General features: G+C 46.1%; 15 protein-coding genes and 1 rRNA gene. 3 read left to right on the top strand and 13 right to left on the bottom strand.

What is annotated here, in order from left to right:
- From T525_RS0106700 to T525_RS15595, 9 genes are all read right to left on the bottom strand, one after another.
- Nucleotides 1-74, bottom strand: a 16S ribosomal RNA gene (locus tag T525_RS0106700); the annotation flags it as partial.
- A gap of 421 nt (nucleotides 75-495) precedes the next feature.
- Nucleotides 496-1,731 (bottom strand): phenylacetate--CoA ligase family protein, encoded by a 1,236-nt coding sequence (locus T525_RS0106695; protein WP_027406574.1) that lies wholly within the window; start codon nucleotides 1,729-1,731, stop codon nucleotides 496-498.
- Between the two features lie 56 nt (nucleotides 1,732-1,787).
- Nucleotides 1,788-2,372 (bottom strand): indolepyruvate oxidoreductase subunit beta, encoded by a 585-nt coding sequence (locus T525_RS0106690; RefSeq protein WP_037325341.1) that lies wholly within the window; start codon nucleotides 2,370-2,372, stop codon nucleotides 1,788-1,790.
- Complete coding sequence (iorA, locus tag T525_RS0106685; protein WP_027406572.1) at nucleotides 2,365-4,197, bottom strand: indolepyruvate ferredoxin oxidoreductase subunit alpha; 1,833 nt, start codon at nucleotides 4,195-4,197, stop codon at nucleotides 2,365-2,367. Before iorA ends, T525_RS0106690 begins: the two co-directional genes overlap by 8 nt.
- Nucleotides 4,198-4,428: 231 nt before the next feature.
- A complete protein-coding gene (locus tag T525_RS0106680; protein WP_027406571.1) occupies nucleotides 4,429-5,520 on the bottom strand; it encodes a hypothetical protein in 1,092 nt (363 codons plus the stop codon).
- Between the two features lie 196 nt (nucleotides 5,521-5,716).
- Nucleotides 5,717-6,649: an exonuclease domain-containing protein gene (locus T525_RS0106675; RefSeq protein ID WP_027406570.1), complete on the bottom strand. Its 933-nt coding sequence runs from the start codon at nucleotides 6,647-6,649 to the stop codon at nucleotides 5,717-5,719.
- Nucleotides 6,650-6,838: 189 nt separating this feature from the next.
- Nucleotides 6,839-7,822, bottom strand: a complete 984-nt coding sequence (locus tag T525_RS0106670) for a DNA-directed RNA polymerase subunit alpha (RefSeq protein WP_027406569.1) — start codon at nucleotides 7,820-7,822, stop codon at nucleotides 6,839-6,841.
- 76 nt (nucleotides 7,823-7,898) lie between these two features.
- Nucleotides 7,899-8,066, bottom strand: coding sequence for a helix-turn-helix transcriptional regulator (locus T525_RS16285; protein ID WP_156945625.1), 168 nt, complete (start codon nucleotides 8,064-8,066; stop codon nucleotides 7,899-7,901).
- Nucleotides 8,067-8,177: 111 nt separating this feature from the next.
- Nucleotides 8,178-10,772, bottom strand: a complete 2,595-nt coding sequence (locus T525_RS15595) for an EAL domain-containing protein (protein ID WP_027406568.1) — start codon at nucleotides 10,770-10,772, stop codon at nucleotides 8,178-8,180.
- A 184-nt stretch (nucleotides 10,773-10,956) separates the two neighbouring features.
- On the opposite strand from T525_RS15595, the gene T525_RS0106655 reads away from it, so the two are divergent.
- The gene (locus tag T525_RS0106655) at nucleotides 10,957-11,937 is read left to right on the top strand and encodes a diaminopimelate dehydrogenase (RefSeq protein WP_027406567.1); all 981 of its coding nucleotides are present in this window, start codon (nucleotides 10,957-10,959) and stop codon (nucleotides 11,935-11,937) included.
- Between the two features lie 192 nt (nucleotides 11,938-12,129).
- Here the strand turns inward: T525_RS0106655 and T525_RS0106650 are convergent, their stop codons facing one another.
- The 3 genes from T525_RS0106650 to T525_RS0106640 all read right to left on the bottom strand — a co-directional run bounded on the left by T525_RS0106650 (nucleotide 12,130) and on the right by T525_RS0106640 (nucleotide 14,695).
- Nucleotides 12,130-12,702 carry a cob(I)yrinic acid a,c-diamide adenosyltransferase gene (locus T525_RS0106650; protein ID WP_027406566.1) on the bottom strand — a complete coding sequence of 191 codons (573 nt, stop codon included), beginning with the start codon at nucleotides 12,700-12,702 and terminating at the stop codon, nucleotides 12,130-12,132.
- Between the two features lie 66 nt (nucleotides 12,703-12,768).
- Complete coding sequence (locus tag T525_RS0106645) at nucleotides 12,769-13,986, bottom strand: MalY/PatB family protein (RefSeq protein WP_027406565.1); 1,218 nt, start codon at nucleotides 13,984-13,986, stop codon at nucleotides 12,769-12,771.
- A gap of 181 nt (nucleotides 13,987-14,167) precedes the next feature.
- A complete protein-coding gene (locus T525_RS0106640) occupies nucleotides 14,168-14,695 on the bottom strand; it encodes a GNAT family N-acetyltransferase (protein ID WP_027406564.1) in 528 nt (175 codons plus the stop codon).
- A 613-nt stretch (nucleotides 14,696-15,308) separates the two neighbouring features.
- Between T525_RS0106640 and T525_RS16800 the strand changes: the two genes are divergently transcribed.
- On the top strand, nucleotides 15,309-15,506 hold the full coding sequence (locus tag T525_RS16800; RefSeq protein ID WP_084276941.1) for a DUF3990 domain-containing protein: 198 nt from the start codon (nucleotides 15,309-15,311) through the stop codon (nucleotides 15,504-15,506).
- Nucleotides 15,507-15,794, top strand: coding sequence for a hypothetical protein (locus T525_RS0106630; RefSeq protein WP_027406563.1), 288 nt, complete (start codon nucleotides 15,507-15,509; stop codon nucleotides 15,792-15,794).
- A gap of 64 nt (nucleotides 15,795-15,858) precedes the next feature.
- Here the strand turns inward: T525_RS0106630 and T525_RS0106625 are convergent, their stop codons facing one another.
- The gene (locus T525_RS0106625) at nucleotides 15,859-16,374 is read right to left on the bottom strand and encodes a nitroreductase family protein (protein ID WP_027406562.1); all 516 of its coding nucleotides are present in this window, start codon (nucleotides 16,372-16,374) and stop codon (nucleotides 15,859-15,861) included.
- Between the last annotated feature and the right edge of the window lie 53 nt (nucleotides 16,375-16,427).

The raw sequence follows: 16,427 nt of genomic DNA, 5'->3' as shown, positions 1-16,427 counted from the left end.
TCACTCCGTTCGACTTGCATGTGTTAAGCACGCCGCCAGCGTTCGTCCTGAGCCAGGATCAAACTCTCCAAAAAAATATTTTGAAGAACCTGAATGGCTCTTAAAGTTTCTAGAATTACCTTTTAATAAAGGAATTTCATAGTTTTGCACAAACTATTATGTATGTTAGCAACTATATTAAATAGCTGCTCCATCATCTGGCTTGAATCATGTGTGCATGATTCCTGTTGCATTGTTTAGTTTTCAAAGAACACCTTGCTTTCTCAGAAGCTCTTGCTTCGTGAGTCAGCTTGTTTATAATATCTTATTTGTTCTTTTCTGTCAAGAACTTTTTTTGATATTATTTTTGTGTTGTCCTGGTTCGTTTCACAACCTTTGTTGCGACAACGATGATAATAATACAGCGCATCTGAAATTTTGTCAACAAAAACTTTTACAAAATTTCAGATGCGCCTCAAAATTACATCTCTATTTTACTCGAGAGTATATCAATTCTTAGTCATAACGCTCGTCGATAACGCGCTTGCTCTTCTTTTCGCTTCTAGGCAACAGACCGATTTCCACAACCTTTACCAGCGGTGTGAAGCCTATGCGGCTCTTGACTCTGGTGGCGACCCTCTTTGCCATATCCAAAAAGTCCACGCTGCCGTTTGTCTCCACATATATACGCATGGTATCCTTGCCGTCCAGATGGGAAATGCGGATCTGATACTCGCTGGAAAGCTCAGGGAACTCAGCCAGAATTTCCTCGATCTGCTTAGGGAATACATTAACGCCCTTGATTTTCATCATATCATCTGTACGTCCGCCGATAACATCCAGACGTGGGAACTTGCTGCCGCATGGGCATTCACCCGGAATGATTCTGGACAGGTCATGGGTCCGATAGCGAATCAGCGGAGCCCCTTCCTTTACCAGAGTGGTAATGACAATCTCTCCCCACTCCCCATCAGGAACAGGCTTTAATGTCTGTGGATCGATGATTTCAAGATAAATATAATCATCCCAGTAATGCATACCCGTATCATGCTTGCAGTTGATGCCAATTCCAGGACCATAAATCTCAGTAAGACCGTATATATCATAAAGCTCAATGCCCAGCTCCTTGGAAATGCGCTCACGCATTTTCTGCCCCCAGCGCTCGGAGCCGATAACCCCCTTTTTCAGATGAATTTTATCCTTAATACCCCGTTTTTCAATTTCCTCTGCCAAAAGCAGTGCGTATGAGGAGGTGGCACACAAAACGGTGGAGCCCATATCCTGCATCATCTGAAGCTGCTTGTCTGTATTGCCTGGGCCCATAGGAACACACATGGCCCCCAGCCTTTCACAGCCTGCCTGGAAGCCAATTCCGGCAGTCCAAAGGCCATAGCCAGGAGTAATATGAATTACATCCTTTTTGGTAATCCCCGCCATTTCATAGCAGCGGGCAAACATGGTTGCCCAGTCATCCACATCCTTCTGGGTATAAGGAATAATAACGGGAGTTCCCGTGGTTCCTGAGGATGAATGTATGCGGACTATGTCCTCTTGTGGGGCTGTCATCAGTCCCAATGGATAAGCCTCACGCAAATCATTTTTCTCAGAAAATGGCAGTTTTTCAAATTCCTCAGGAGAAGCCACGTGATTAATGCCGGCCTCCTCCAGCTTCTTGCCATAAAAGCTGTTGGCAGCCTCCAGTGCATCTATACGGTCATTCACAAGCTTAAGCTGTTCCTCTGTTATCTTCATTTCGATTTTACCCCTATCAGTTTATTTTTTTGGATTGCTTAATCTTTTCAGCCCTATTAAAGGCTGGATTTTTTAGCATATTCCAGAGCTTTAAAATTAAGGTCATGGAATTTTTTAGGGATTCTGGTAAGAATAACCTTGCGGATATCCTCCTCATCAAGGCCCAGAGCCCCGCTGTTTACCGCCGCCCCCAACAGCAGCAGATTCACTATTTTGGCAGAGCCCAATTCCCTGCAGGCCTTTTCAGTATCTATAACGATAACCTTATCAACCTTTTTTCTGATGTAATCCAGCATCTCGCTGCCATTGTAATTGGAGCCTGCCAGGGCTGCAGTCACGGGCATTACAGGACGGCTGCTCACTATAACCTGGCCGCCCTTCCTCAGATATGGAAGCATGCGGACTGTCTCTCCGGGCTCGAAGCCAATAATTATATCAGCACTTCCGCTGGCAATCATAGGGCAGTCCACATCATCCCCCAGCCTCAGATGGCTGAATACACTGCCGCCCCGCTGTGCCATACCAATGGTCTCGGCGCTCTTGACTGGAATTCCCCTGTTCATGGCCGCCCCGCTGATAAGCTTGGAGGCCAGAATAGTTCCCTGTCCGCCTACACCACAAAGAACAATATTCTTACTCATGATGATCACCTCCAATTGCTCCCACCGGGCATATCTGACTGCAAAGACCGCAGCCGGTGCAGAGGGAATCATCTATAACTACCTTGTCATCACGTATTATAAGGGCCGGACAACCGATTTCGCGGATACACTTGCGGCAGTTTATGCACTTGTCATTGTCCACTGCCAGGCACTTGTCGGATTTAACAATGGCAATGCACGGGGATTTGAAGATAATGGCCTTGACCCCCGGCAGGGCCGCAGCTGACTTTACAGTCTCCACAGATTTCTTGTAATCCAGTGGATCCACCGTCTCCACAAATTCCAGGCCAATGCCCTTTAATATTTTTTCTATGCTTACTTTATTAACCACATCCCCCATCATGGTCTGGCCAGTGCCAGGATGTGGCTGATGACCGGTCATGGCAGTGGTTGAATTGTCAAGGACAACCAATGTCATATCCGCCTGGTTGTATACAGCGTTTATTACTCCAGGAATTGCCGCCGCAAAGAAGGTGGAATCACCTACAAAGGCGAAGCAGCTGGTATCCGGCTCAATATGGTCCACCCCCTGAGCAATTCCAAGGCCCGCTCCCATGCAAAGACATGTGTCCACCATATCAAGGGGCATGGCATTTCCCATGGTATAACAGCCAATATCCCCCGCAAAGAGAGTCTTTTTCCCCTTCATGGCCTGCTTTACAGCGTAGAAGGAGGCGCGATGAGGGCAGCCGGCGCAAAGAACCGGCGGACGGACTGGAAGCTCTGGCATTTCCGCCTTGTCATCCTCAGAAAGGGCTCCGGTCTCAGGAGGATTTACCCCCAGGAATTTTGTGAGATTTCCCATAACAGAATCCAGGGAGTTCTCCCCGGAATTCTTCACGTCCAATGTCAGCTTGCCATATATCTTTACGGGCAGCTGATATTTTCCCGCAATGTATATAAGCTCCCGCTCAATAACAGGATCCAGCTCCTCAATACATATAACCTCATCAAGTCCCGTCAGAAACTTTACAGCCAGCTCCTCCGGGAATGGATGGGGCGTGGATACCTTTAAAAATCTCGCATCGCCTAAGGTTTTTAATGTCTCGGAAACGTAGGTATAGTTAAAGCCGCCGGTGGCAATGCCCTTTTTAGGGAATGCCTTGCTTTCCATATTAAGCAGCAGATTCTTGTCATAGGAGGAAAACTCTTTGGCCAGCTCCACGTTGCGGGCCTCAATATTTATATGGGCCTGGTACGACAGCTTCGGGAATATAACCCACCGTTTGGTATCTTTTATGAACCCTTCGGGTGTATTTTTTTTGTAATCTTCTTCATCCTTCACATCAATGGAAGCATAGCCATGTGAAACCCGGGTTGTGGACCTGAGAAAGACAGGTGTCCTATATTTTTCCGAATATTCAAAGGCATCCTGCACCATCTCGTAGGCTTCCTGCACCGTGGAAGGATCAAAGCATGGCAGCTTGGAAAATCTGGAGAAATGACGGGTATCCTGCTCCGTCTGGGAAGATATTGGCCCCGGGTCATCTGCCACCAGAACCACCATTCCACCCTTAACACCGATATATTCAAGGGACATAAGGGGATCAGTAGCCACATTAAGTCCCACCTGTTTCATGGTAACCATTACACGGGCCCCTGTATAAGCAGCCCCCGCACCGACCTCCATAGCCGTCTTTTCATTAATGGACCACTCCACATAGGTGTCCTGCGGCCTGCGTTTTGCCACAGTCTCCAGCACCTCAGTGGATGGGGTCCCCGGATACCCTGCCACCAGATTCACGCCGGCAGCTATGGCACCCATGGCAATTGCTTCATTGCCCATCAAAAATTCCTGATGCATCTGTATCTCTCCCAACGACATTTATTTACTCTGTCGATACACCAACTTACACGACAACACATTTATTCTACCACAGGTGAACGTGAAAGCAAAGAAATACTTTAGCTTTTTAAAGGGTGTTAGTATAAAAAAACGCTGCAGAGGAATTAAAATCCCTTGCAGCGGCAAAAATTTCAGCACATAAATTCAGCACATAAATATTTAATTAATTTAGCTTATATAGTATTTTGTTTATTTAACTTCTATATAGTCTTTTAAATCACGGCGGATCAGGGCATTTGCCCCATAGTCACCGTCAACGTAACCGATACGCAGTACCATCTGAGGCGTATATGGCAGCTTCAGGGCGTTCTGGATTGCAAAGCGGCGGGCCTTGCTTTCCAGGGCAAAGCTCATGGGCTGAACCTCAATATCATTGCGGACCGCATAGAGCCATGCCTCTGTCAGATGCATCCCCGCTTCAATATAACCAATATTTGTATCATTGGAGGTAAGCAAAAGATAGCCTGTACAGCTCTCCGCCTGGCGCCGGGTCAGTTCATAACCCGTCTGGGCAAAGGTATCCCCCTTGGCAAACCAGTGACTGCCCAAAGTGTAATATATTACCTTTCTCAAGCCGGTTATACCATTTTGCTCCGCAGTGAGGCCATCCTTTTTCTCTTCTGCCTCTCCATTGGAAAACCTCAGCCAGTCCGCCAGCTCGTCGCGGATGTCCTGGTTGTTCATCTGCTCCTCTGCCGCAGCAAGGGTCTGATCCTTTATCAGATCAAACGCATCAGTGGAATCGGGAACAAACACAGCCCCCCTGATGCCCTTCAGCCCCTCCTGAAAAAATTCGGGAATCCCGGCACTGGTATAAGCCCGCTTGTCAGTATGGCGCCTCATCATCAATGCAAGAAGCCCCTCATCCCTGGCCATGCCGCTGTTGGCATAAATTACCGTAATACTCTGGCCATTGTCACTGACGTGGATACTTGTGTTATATCCATAGGCCTCAAAGGCCAGCATGCAGCTGCGGGCATAGGCACCCATGGAAATGTAGGCTTCCCTGCTTTCCTGATCCACTGCATACAACAGTCTGGAAGTATCCGGGGAAATAACGATCTTTCCCTCTGCCGGATAAACCTTCACATCCCACATCTGGGCATTATGAGAGCTTGGGGCAAGCCCTGCATAATACAGTATCTGCTCCACCTCACTGTTTAAGCCCTCCACCTCGGTGTCAGTGGCCACATCAACCGGCCGCGCCACATAACACACATAAATGCAAAGAAGCAATAAAACTGAAATTGTGGACCAAATAATCTTTCTCTTTAATGTCATATAATCCTCCGTCTCTATCCCTCATTGTCTAATTTAATAAATGAGGCCAATATTGTCAACCTGCGAAAGGACTCATTTTCCCCACAAAAAATCTCCCCCGGCCACGCCAGGGAAGATTATTTCACTTTTCAAATATCAAATTATCAGCAGCTCCAAGGATTCCATCCAATTGATTCAGACCAACTGATTCAGCCCTTTAGCCTTTCTCCTCAAGATAGGCCTCGTCGATAAACTCATTGGTATAATTCTTAAACAGCTCAATATCCTGATCATTCAGCTGATAGAAGGCCTTGTAATAATTTTCCCCGCCGATCATCTTTGGGGCAAAGCGGGCCAGCAGGTCCTCGTATCCCTTCTGGGAATCAGCCAGCTCAATAATGCAGATAACCTTCCGCTTCTTTTCCTTGAAACGCTCCTTATCCTCCTCCGTAAGAGGACGCTTACGGGCATAGATGGCGTAGCCCTGAGGTGTATCCACCAGATACAGCATGCCCTTGGCCTTTTCCACAGCCTTGTTGTGGCGTTCCTCGCGGAGCAGCTTCCGCAGGTGCTCCCACACGATGTTTATTTCCTCTGTACTTAGGTGCGGCTTGTCCTGCAGCTCAAAGAGGTTGTACTTTTCCACAAACTTCCGTACCAGGTAGTTAAAGCAGAAAAGGGTGGCCTCAGCATCAGCCGCTGCAGAATGGGCAGAGCCGTCACGCCAGGTGTAGCCGCATTCCTCGGCACACACCACCAACCGTGGCACATGATAATAATCAAAGTCCTTTTCCTCATGGAACACAGCCCAATAGAGGTCTCGGACATCCATGGCCTTTTCCGGTAAATTCTGGAAACCGTATTTTTCCAGCACCCTTATATCGTTATCCACTGCAAACCCCAAAATCATCTCGCTCTTGTCAAAGATTTTCTGGACCTTGGGTATGTGCTTTACAAAATAAGGCTTGTCTGCCACCATCTCAGGAGTTATGCCGTGTACCCTTTCGGCATAATGCCATTTGTGAACCTTCTTTGGCTTATAAAGCTGATTGTGAATAAGAGCTCCCTGCTCATTTAAAATTGACAACTCCAAAATCTCATTGCTGATTCCTGTACTGGTGGACTCAGTATCCAGGCAAGCGATATGCATATCCGAACCCTCTCTCAATAGAACTTGGTAATTTTAAAATTTCCCTTATTTATATATTACCACATCTGTAACAAAAATCCTGCAAAAATAAAAAACGGACTGGGCAGGCCAATCTGATTTCCTAAAACAATAAAATACGCCGCTCAAAATGAACGGCGTATTACACATTAAATTTAAAACCAGTGCCTATCAGTCAGCAGAACTGCCGGACTTCAGGGACAGGCCACGCTCAGCAAGTCTGTCGCAAATTTCCTTGAAGGACTTTGCGCCCAGATTTCTGAAACCCATAATCTCATCAGTAGTCTTGGAAGCAAGATCACCGATGGTAAAGATATTGTTGCGCTGCATGCAGTGGGTGGAACGCTGGCTCAGCTCCAGTTCGCTGATAGGAGCATTCAGCAGCTCTTCCATAGCCTCACGGCTGTTGTCCCCGTCATCGGAGGCCAGGCTGTAGCTTTCAGGATTTGGCTCATCAACAACGGTATCCTCGCAGAGAGCCAGGAATGGGTTCAGGCCCTCAATCATAATGTTGGCAGCCAGCTTCAAAGCATCAGCAGGCATTACAGAACCGTTGGTGAAAATATCCAGAGTCAGGCTGTCATAGTTGGTAATGTTACCAACACGGGTATTCTTAACCACATAATCAACGCGGTCAATTGGGGAAAACAGTGCATCGATAGGGAACATACCCTTGTCAGCAGTTGTATTCTTGTCAGCAGCCATGTAGCCACAGCCGCTCATAATCTTTAAATCCATGGAGAGCTTCTTGCCAGCCTTTACAGTAGCAATGTGAAGCTCAGGGTTAATAATCTGAAGCTCGCTGTCTGCAGTAATATCAGCAGCAGTAACCTCCAGGTCCTCGCCATCAGCCTTAACATCAATGTGAGCCACCATTTCGTTCTCAACTGGCTCAATGCACAGGCTCTTCAAGTTCAAAACTATATCAATTGCATCTTCATGGGTATCAGAAAGCTTGCTGTCCATGGCGGAAGCACCGGCAATCTTAACAGCAGTAACTGCTGCACCCTGGATGGATGACAGGAGAATTCTCTTGAGACTATTACCAATGGTGGTACCATAACCACGATCAAGAGGTCCGCATATAAACTGACCATGAGTTTTATCGGTTACATCTCCGGAACAACGAATTTTTGTTGTATTGACATCCAGCATATCAAAACTCCCCTCAGGTATTTTAATCCATTATCGCATACCATATATCTTATCACAAGATAAATCAAAAATCAAGTCACTCGCCAAAAATCCTGTCCAACATCTTCATTTCCCGGTCACTGGCCTCCCTTACGGAATATTCCAGCTCCAAATAGCTGTCCACCGAAATCTCAAGCAGCTCAGCAACCATATGTATACTATATCCCTTTGCCTGGCGCAGGGACTGTAAATCTTCTAAAACCACAGTATAATAAATCCCCTTCGTCTAAAATTTGTAACCGCACTTTTTGACAGTGGGTGTCCAAACGAAAGACATTTTATTATAAGGTATGGGATTTGTAAAGTGGATTTTAGATTAATTTTCACGAACCTTTAAAGAAGCCTTCAAATCCATCTCTATACGCTTCTGGGAATCTATATTGTAGATGTATTCGGTGGCCATCAGATGGCCAGTGGTCTTATCCCGATAGAGAAGCAGCAGGATAAGCTCCCAGACAGGCTTTCCGTCCACCGTACGCTGGTATTCCAGGGAAAGAGTGGTATGGCCCTCGCCGAATTTCTCCAACAGCCAGTTCCGGTCCATAAAGGCCAGATAAACATCCTTATATTCCGGCAGCACAGACTTCTCCACCAGATGACGCACTCCCACCATGTACTTGTCATCGCTGACTATGCCCGTCTCGATTTCCACCGTTGCCAAATCCTGGCTGGACACAAACCGCTCCTGAGTAATGTCAAGATGAATGACGAACTGCAGCGAGCTCAGCAAATTCTTCAGGGAATCCGCCGTTGTATACTTGGCCGATTCGTAAGGCTCAAAGAGATAATTGATATACTGCACCATCACCATCAGCACCGGATGCTCGTCACTGTATTCAAGGCTTCTGGAAACAGTCATGCAAACCCAGTGGTAGATATCCCCCACCCTGCGGCGATACTGGAACTTCAACGGTTTGTCCGAAGCTGCCAGCTTGGCGGTCATATTCCTTATATCCGTAAATTCCTTATAATCCTCCAGCTCGTCAGGGTGAATCAGATGATTGTCGATAATATTCCCGTTCCAGGTGGAAAAATGCTTGGAAATGTGGAAGCCAAGGGCCTCCTCATCCTTGTCAAGCTGGATAATCTCGCAGTTGCCGTTCAGACCGTCCATTTTAAGGATAGTCTTGAAGGTCTTGTCAATGATATTCATGGTATCCTGGCGGACAGCCACGTCTGTATCTGCAATCTTCCAGGTGTAAAGCACCCAAGGATTATTCTTGGAAAACACATTTGGCACTATGCACTCAAAGGTAACCCAAACATAACGGCCCTCCTTCATGCAACGCAAATGAACCCGGCGGCGGTGCTGCTTCTTGGCAATCTGCAGCTGGGTAGCCACCATGGAGGTGGAATTTATAAATTTCTCCTTGTCACTGCTGTGTACCATGCCGATTTCCACATAGCGCTTCACGTAATCCTCAATGGTAACAGGGCGAGGTCCCATAACCCCATCCTTGTCCTCGGATTTCTTTATGAAGTGATATTCCCCGGTCCACGGATTAACCTCTGCCACCTTCCAGAAATAGGCGGTGATATCCTGCAGATAGGAACGGGTCATTTTACGCTTGTGTATATTAGATGTAGCCACATTGTTTTCGTCGGAAATTATGGCCTCGAAATTCTCGATGGACATTGGCTGATAGAAGTAATAGCCCTGTACGTACTCGCAGCCCATCATGGACAGGAGCTCAATCTGCTCCAGTGTCTCAATGCCTTCCACTATAATAGGCAAATCAATCTGGCGGGCCATATCTATAATGGAGTAGATAATATTAATGCCCCGGCCTCGGTTGCCGTTGGAAAAATCCAGGAAACGCATGTCCAGCTTCAGCACATCCGCATCCACATCCTTCAGCATATTAAGGGAAGAATAACCGCTGCCAAAATCGTCAATAATAATCTTGAAGCCGTTGAGCTTCAGGGCTTCCTCTGCTTCCTTTACAATGCTCTCATTTTCCACGTAGGCACTTTCAGTAATCTCTATTTCCAGTGAGCTTACAGGAATCTGGTATTTATGTACCAGCTCCGTGAGAACCCGCACCACATCCATATTCTGAATATCAATGCGGGAAACATTGATGGATACAGGCAGCACAGGAAGGCCCGTGTCCATCCAGCGGCGGATAGTACGGCATGTAATCTCCCAAATATGCTGGTCCAGCTGGGTGATGTAGCCATTTTTCTCCAGGAAGGAAACGAATTTCCCCGGCATAATTGTCTCCCCAGCGGAGTTAATCCAACGCACCAGTGCCTCTGCACCCACGATTCTGCCATCCACAATCTGGCATTTCGGCTGCAGATAAATGGTAAACTCGTCATCCGCCATAGCCCGCTGGATCCGTGGCATCAGATCAACGGTGGTGGCCAGATCCTTGGCCATGGCATCACTAAACCAATTGATGTCACTATATGTGTAACGATAGGACTTCCCCATGGCCATGATGGTGTAATCGTACATATCAATGGCATTGGTGGTATCATTTTCCGTATATTTGTAAGCACCCCAAAAAGGACGGAACAACGGATCCGTCATATATCTGCTCACAATAAGCTTGACGCTCTCAATAAGAGCATCTACCAAATCCTGATCTTCCTTAAAAAATACGGAAAAATAGTCACTGCCCATGTATCCGGCAATCAGATCATAATCCTGACGAAGCTTTTGGAAATACTGACCCAGTTCCGCCAGGAGAGCATCTCCTTTATCCCGTCCGTACCATTTGTTAAAATACTGGAAATTCGCTATATTCACGGACATCATCGTACTGGTGAGAGGATTTGTTCTGATCCTGTCCTCCACCAGATCCCAGTAAGAGCGCATCAGTGGCAAGCCCGTAAGCTGGTCAATATTCACCGCGCCCTTGCACATTTCGGCAGTATTCTGCTGAATATTGTCATTTTCGTTCATATCTGACACCCCTTTAGGTCATTCTACCATATAAGATGTTAAAAAGGCTATTATTATATAGGAGGAATTTACTACACTTTTTCAATATTGTAATAATGTATACATAATATGACTCTTGCGTTATAGCAATTTAAAATGATATACTAATCAAGTATATCAAATGATTCTTATGAGGTGACTTAATATGAAGGTTGGTATTTATGGCTACGGCAATCTTGGCCGTGGTATCGAATGTGCAGTAAAGAACAGCGAGGATATGGAGCTGGTGGCTGTATTCACCCGCCGTGACCCATCCACTGTAAAAATTCAGACTGCCGGTGTAACAGTAGCTTCCGCCAATGACGTGGAAAAATTTGCCGACAAGATTGACGTAATGATCATCTGCGGCGGCAGTGCCACTGATCTGCCTGAAATGACTCCTGCCCTGGCTGAGCATTTCAACGTAATCGACAGCTTTGACACCCATGCCCGTATTCCGGAGCATTTTGAAAACGTAAACCGCGCGGCAAAGTCCAATGGCCACATTGCCCTTATTTCCGCTGGTTGGGATCCTGGCATGTTCTCACTGAACCGTCTCTATGCCAACGCTATTCTCCCTAATGGCAACGACTATACCTTCTGGGGCAAGGGCGTAAGCCAGGGACATTCCGACGCTATCCGCCGTGTAAAGGGCGTAAAGAACGGCAAGCAGTACACCATCCCAGTTGACAGCGCACTGGCCTCTGTCCGTGCCGGGGAAAATCCTGAGCTCACCACCCGCCAGAAGCACACCCGTGAATGCTTCGTAGTGGCTGAGGAGGGTGCTGACAAGGCAGCCATCGAAAAGGAAATCAAGGAGATGCCAAACTACTTCTCCGACTATGATACCACCGTACATTTCATTTCCGAGGAAGAGCTGCAGAGGGACCACAGCGGCATTCCACACGGCGGCTTCGTATTCCGCACCGGCACCACCGGCTGGAATAACGAGAACAAGCACGTTATTGAATACAGTCTGAAGCTGGACTCCAACCCAGAGTTCACCGCTTCTGTAATCGTGGCTTATGCCCGCGCCATTAACCGCCTCCACCAGGAGGGCAACATTGGCTGCAAGACCGTATTTGATATTGCCCCTGCATATCTGAGCCCACTTTCCGGTGAAGAGCTGAGAGCCCACATGCTTTAATGGAGTGAATTTCTCCTATTTTAATAAGGTGGTCATTGCCCACCTAAGTGGCAGGTCTTGATAATCTGTCTTGTTTTTGGGGAAATGCTAAAGCCAACTTATCTAGTAGTCAAATTCTTTTAAGTAAAACGTCATAATAAAAGCCGAACTTCTATCTCTATAGATATGATTCGGCTTTTATTGTGTCGCTTTTTAATTTTCGATGCCTCTGCGGGCCTCTACTCCCTTGATGTAATAGTGGCGGATCTCCTTCATTTCCGTAATCAGATCTGCCCTGTCAAGAAGCCACTGGGGCGCATTTCTTCCCGTACATACCACCTCTGTGGTTTCAGGCAGTTCATTCAGCAAGGCTTCTATTTCCTCCCTGCTTATCAGGCCGAAAAACAGCGCCACATTCACTTCGTCCAGCACCAGAAGCTCCGGCTTCATGGCCAAAATTTCCTTTTTGGCGGCATTAAATTCTTCGGCTATCATTTCCACATAATCCCTGGGGGGCTCCCCTGGTGGAAATACCACCACATCATTTCCCCACTTTGCCTTTTCCTCATCGGACAGCATTCCCTCTGCCGCCACGAAAAAGGGCTTTCCCGTTGTTCTCAGCTGAAGCCTTGGGGCAAATTCCTTCAGAATCTTCTGCTCGCTGTAGGCCAGGCTCTTCATAAACTGGAGGAAAAACACTCTATGCCCCGCCCCCAGACTTCTGATGGCCAGCCCAATAGCCGCCGTGGTTTTTCCCTTTCCCTTGCCTGTATAAATCTGAAGCATAGCAAAACTTCACCTCTAAGCGCTCAAATCCAAATCAAGTGGCCATTTAAATCAGCAGCCCTTTATTTAACGGTACTCACCGATGTTTTTTATCGCCTCATACATTCTATCCAAGCCCTTGGCGATTATTGCCTGCGGCATGGCCAGATTCAGGCGCACATAGCCCTTGGCATTGCCCACAAAAAGGTCGTCGCCTCCTTCCAGGAGCACTCCGGCCTTATTGGCAAAGAAATCCGCCAGATTCTCCACTCCCGGCAGACATTTCCCCATATCCACCCAGGCCAAATATGTGGCATCTGGTATTTTAAATACCGCCTCTGGCAATTTATCCTTTAGGAAGCTGTCCACATAACGGAAGTTGCCGTCCAAATACGCCTTAAGCTCCTTCAGCCACTCACCGCAGTGTTCATAGGCTGCCTGATGGGCCGCAATGGAGAGAGGATTCAGCATGCCAATATTCTTGTCCCGCCCTTTAAAATCGTTGCGAAGCTTTTTGTCGCGAATAATAATATTTGAAAACATCAATCCGGCCATATTGAAGGTCTTGCTGGCAGACATACAGGTAATCAGCCTTTTGTAATTGGGCATAACCTTGGCGGTAGGAATATGCTTCACCCCTGTACGCAACAAATCACAGTGAATTTCATCGGAAATAATCCACAAATCATTCTTCTCCACTATTTCCGCCACCCGCTTCAGTTCAGCCTCGGTCCACACCCGCCCGCTCGGATTGTGGGGATTGCACCAAATAAGCAGCTTCACCTTCGGATCAGAGGCAATTTTCTCAAGGCCATCAAAATCAATATTGAACTCCCCCTGAGTCTTCAGAAGAGGTGCCTTAACATACTCTACGCCGTTGTATTCCGCAGCATGCTGAAAATATCCGTAGGCCGGAGTATGAATAATAATTTTTTCATCCTTTGCCACCAGCAGCTCAATAAGCTGATATAAGGCGGGAATGACCCCTGCTGAAAAGGCCAGCTCCTCCTTTGGAAAGCTCCAGTCGTACATTTTATGGCACCAGGCGGAGAAGGAATTATAATAGTCATCCTTAAACATCATGGTATAGCCCATAATACGGCGGTCCAGCCTTGCCTTCACAGCATCTATAATGGGCTGAGGCGTGGCAAATTCCATATCCGCCACCCACATACGCACAAATTCTTCGTCCTTATAGGGAAAAACCTTCTCAGGCCCCGCATGGAAAATATAGCCCCGGAAGCCATCAGTGTTCAGTGCATTGGTATTCTGCCGATCCACAATTTCATCAAAATCAAATTTCATCTTCCCTCACCCCTAAATTCTCAAATACCCAATAAATATAAGCATTCAGTGAAATGTATAAAAAGGCGTAACCCTTCAGCTACGCCTTTAACAGCCCCTCACTATTTTTCTTAAATTATACAGCATAAAGCCTACTAAAGCAATAGGGAATAAGGCGGTCATTTAAATCGGCAACCAATATTTAACGGTGCTCCCCGATGATTTTTTCCATCCAGATCATATTATAGTAGCGATTAAACTTATAGCCGCATTTATAGAATGTGCCCACCTTGGTAAACCCCAGATGCTGGTGGAACATTTCGCTGTTTCTGGTCAAATACTCGTCTTCCTCTATAGGATCCCCGATGCAGGAATAAAGATTCAGTATGCCCATTTCCTTCAGCTTTGCCTCCAGGGCCTCATATAATTTCCGTCCATAGCCCCGGCCCTTGGACTCCTTATCAAGATAAATAGTCAGCTCGCAGGAATGGTCATAGGCCGCCCGGCCCACAAAGGGATGTGCATAGGCATAGCCCATAATCACCCCATTCTCCTCTACCACCAGATAGGGGTATTTTTTCAGAACATTTTCGATGCGACCGCGAAACTCCTCCACTGATGGCACATCATACTCCCATGAAATAGCCGTGTCCGTCACATAATAAGCATATATCTCCAACAACCGCTCCGCATCATTTACCGTAGCAGAGCGAATAATAACATCTTGCATAAAATCTTTCTCCTTGCACATATTTACAAAATCCGCTGACAAGAAAGCAAAATCAGCTTCCTTTAATAGTTGTACCATAAATTCAGAGAAAAGAAAATGGTGCCTGGACACAGACACCACTTAATACATTTTAAAACTCTGCAAGTTCTTCCATCATTGCTGGTCGCCGCTTGTAAAGCTCTCTTCAACTATTCTTATACTTGCCGATTGAACTTGTAAGGATTTCTTACAAGTTCAATCTAAAAATAAAGGCCTTTGCCTGCCGTAGGATTAAATACCACAGCATCGCAAAAGCCTTTTTATTTGAACTTTTTAATATCCCACTAGAATAAATTGCCCTCTCCGCCTAGTGTCCAATTTTTTTCATTTCGTGCACCTGCACGAAATGTTCAGATACCTCATTGCCACTGTGGTTCACGTCTTAATAGCTTTATTGATTTCATCAGATAGATACCGCGTCACAAGAGTTTTCGTAACATTTATAATCGCTATAAGCGCATTAAATATCTTTCTTAATAATATTATTGAAAATGGGTATAAATATTTAATAATTTATGGTATTATTGGATAAAAGCTATACAAAAATACAATATGTTCTTTCATCTGTACAAATATGATATATTATGATTGTATATACGGACCAATGGCAGATGCCGGTGTTTCCCGTATGTATGCCCGATACAGAGCACATAAACTTACAATTGAGCAGGCTATAGACCAGCTTGGCGCCAACAGCAATGGATGGCAATGGGTTGTCCTTTCTCACAAAGCGCTAAAACAAATAAAAAATATTCGAAAGTTGGCGATATAAATGTTATTTGCAGGATTTCGTGGCGAAGTAAAAAAATTTTTTGGAACTATAATGCTGCTTCTTAAAGAACGCGGTTATTCACGCAGCGAACGTAAGCGTCTCATCCGTGGCAGTGGTCTAATCGAAAAATGTCGCGAATACGATGGTGCTCAGTATGTTCTTCATTACGATGTTTACGACTGGTGTAACTACCTCATGAATGACTACAAATGGCCTACTGACGAAGAACTGCAAAAATTTGCCAAATATGATCCACGTATCGAGTATTTATTCGCACAAACAAAATAGTTATTTTAATACAGACCTACAAAAGTAAAAATCGGACTGGGTTGCCCAGTCCGATTTCCTTTTTCTACTTAATATACGTCACCGTTTCCTCAAGTGGCTTTCTGGAGAAGTGGTTTGGCAATGGCTTGCCTTCCTCTGCGGCGTAGCCAAGGTCCATAAGCATCAATACCTCTTCATTTTCAGGCAGATTAAAGGTCTTGGCCACCTCATCAGGATTAAAATAATTCAGCCAGCAGCTGTTCACTCCTTCATTGGTTGCTGCCAAAATCATGTGGGTAGCGACGATACTTGCATCCTCAGCGCCGGAATTGCGGTCACTGTCCGGGAAGGTGAAAACATTATTTTTGTCGTAGGCCACAATCAAAACAACAGGTGCCCCGTATCTGCAAGGTGTCACCTTATCTATCTTTGCCAGACCTTCCTCAGTCTGAACCACATAGATGCGCTGCTCCTGCAGGTTCTTTGCCGTTGGGGCCAGCCGCCCCGCCTCCAAAATTGCCTGAAGTTTTTCAGCCTCTACCTGGCGGCCACTGTACTTTTTGCAAGAAAAACGGTTTTCAACTACATTTTTAAATTCCATAATAACAGCCCCTCACTATTTTTTCATAAAATAAGACTTATTCAGTAAAATCA

This window comes from Anaerovibrio sp. RM50, from assembly GCF_000622005.1.
GTDB lineage: Bacteria > Bacillota > Negativicutes > Selenomonadales > Selenomonadaceae > Anaerovibrio.
The sequence above is the reverse complement of the archived record's forward strand: the minus strand, read 5'-3'. Positions and strand labels throughout refer to the sequence as shown.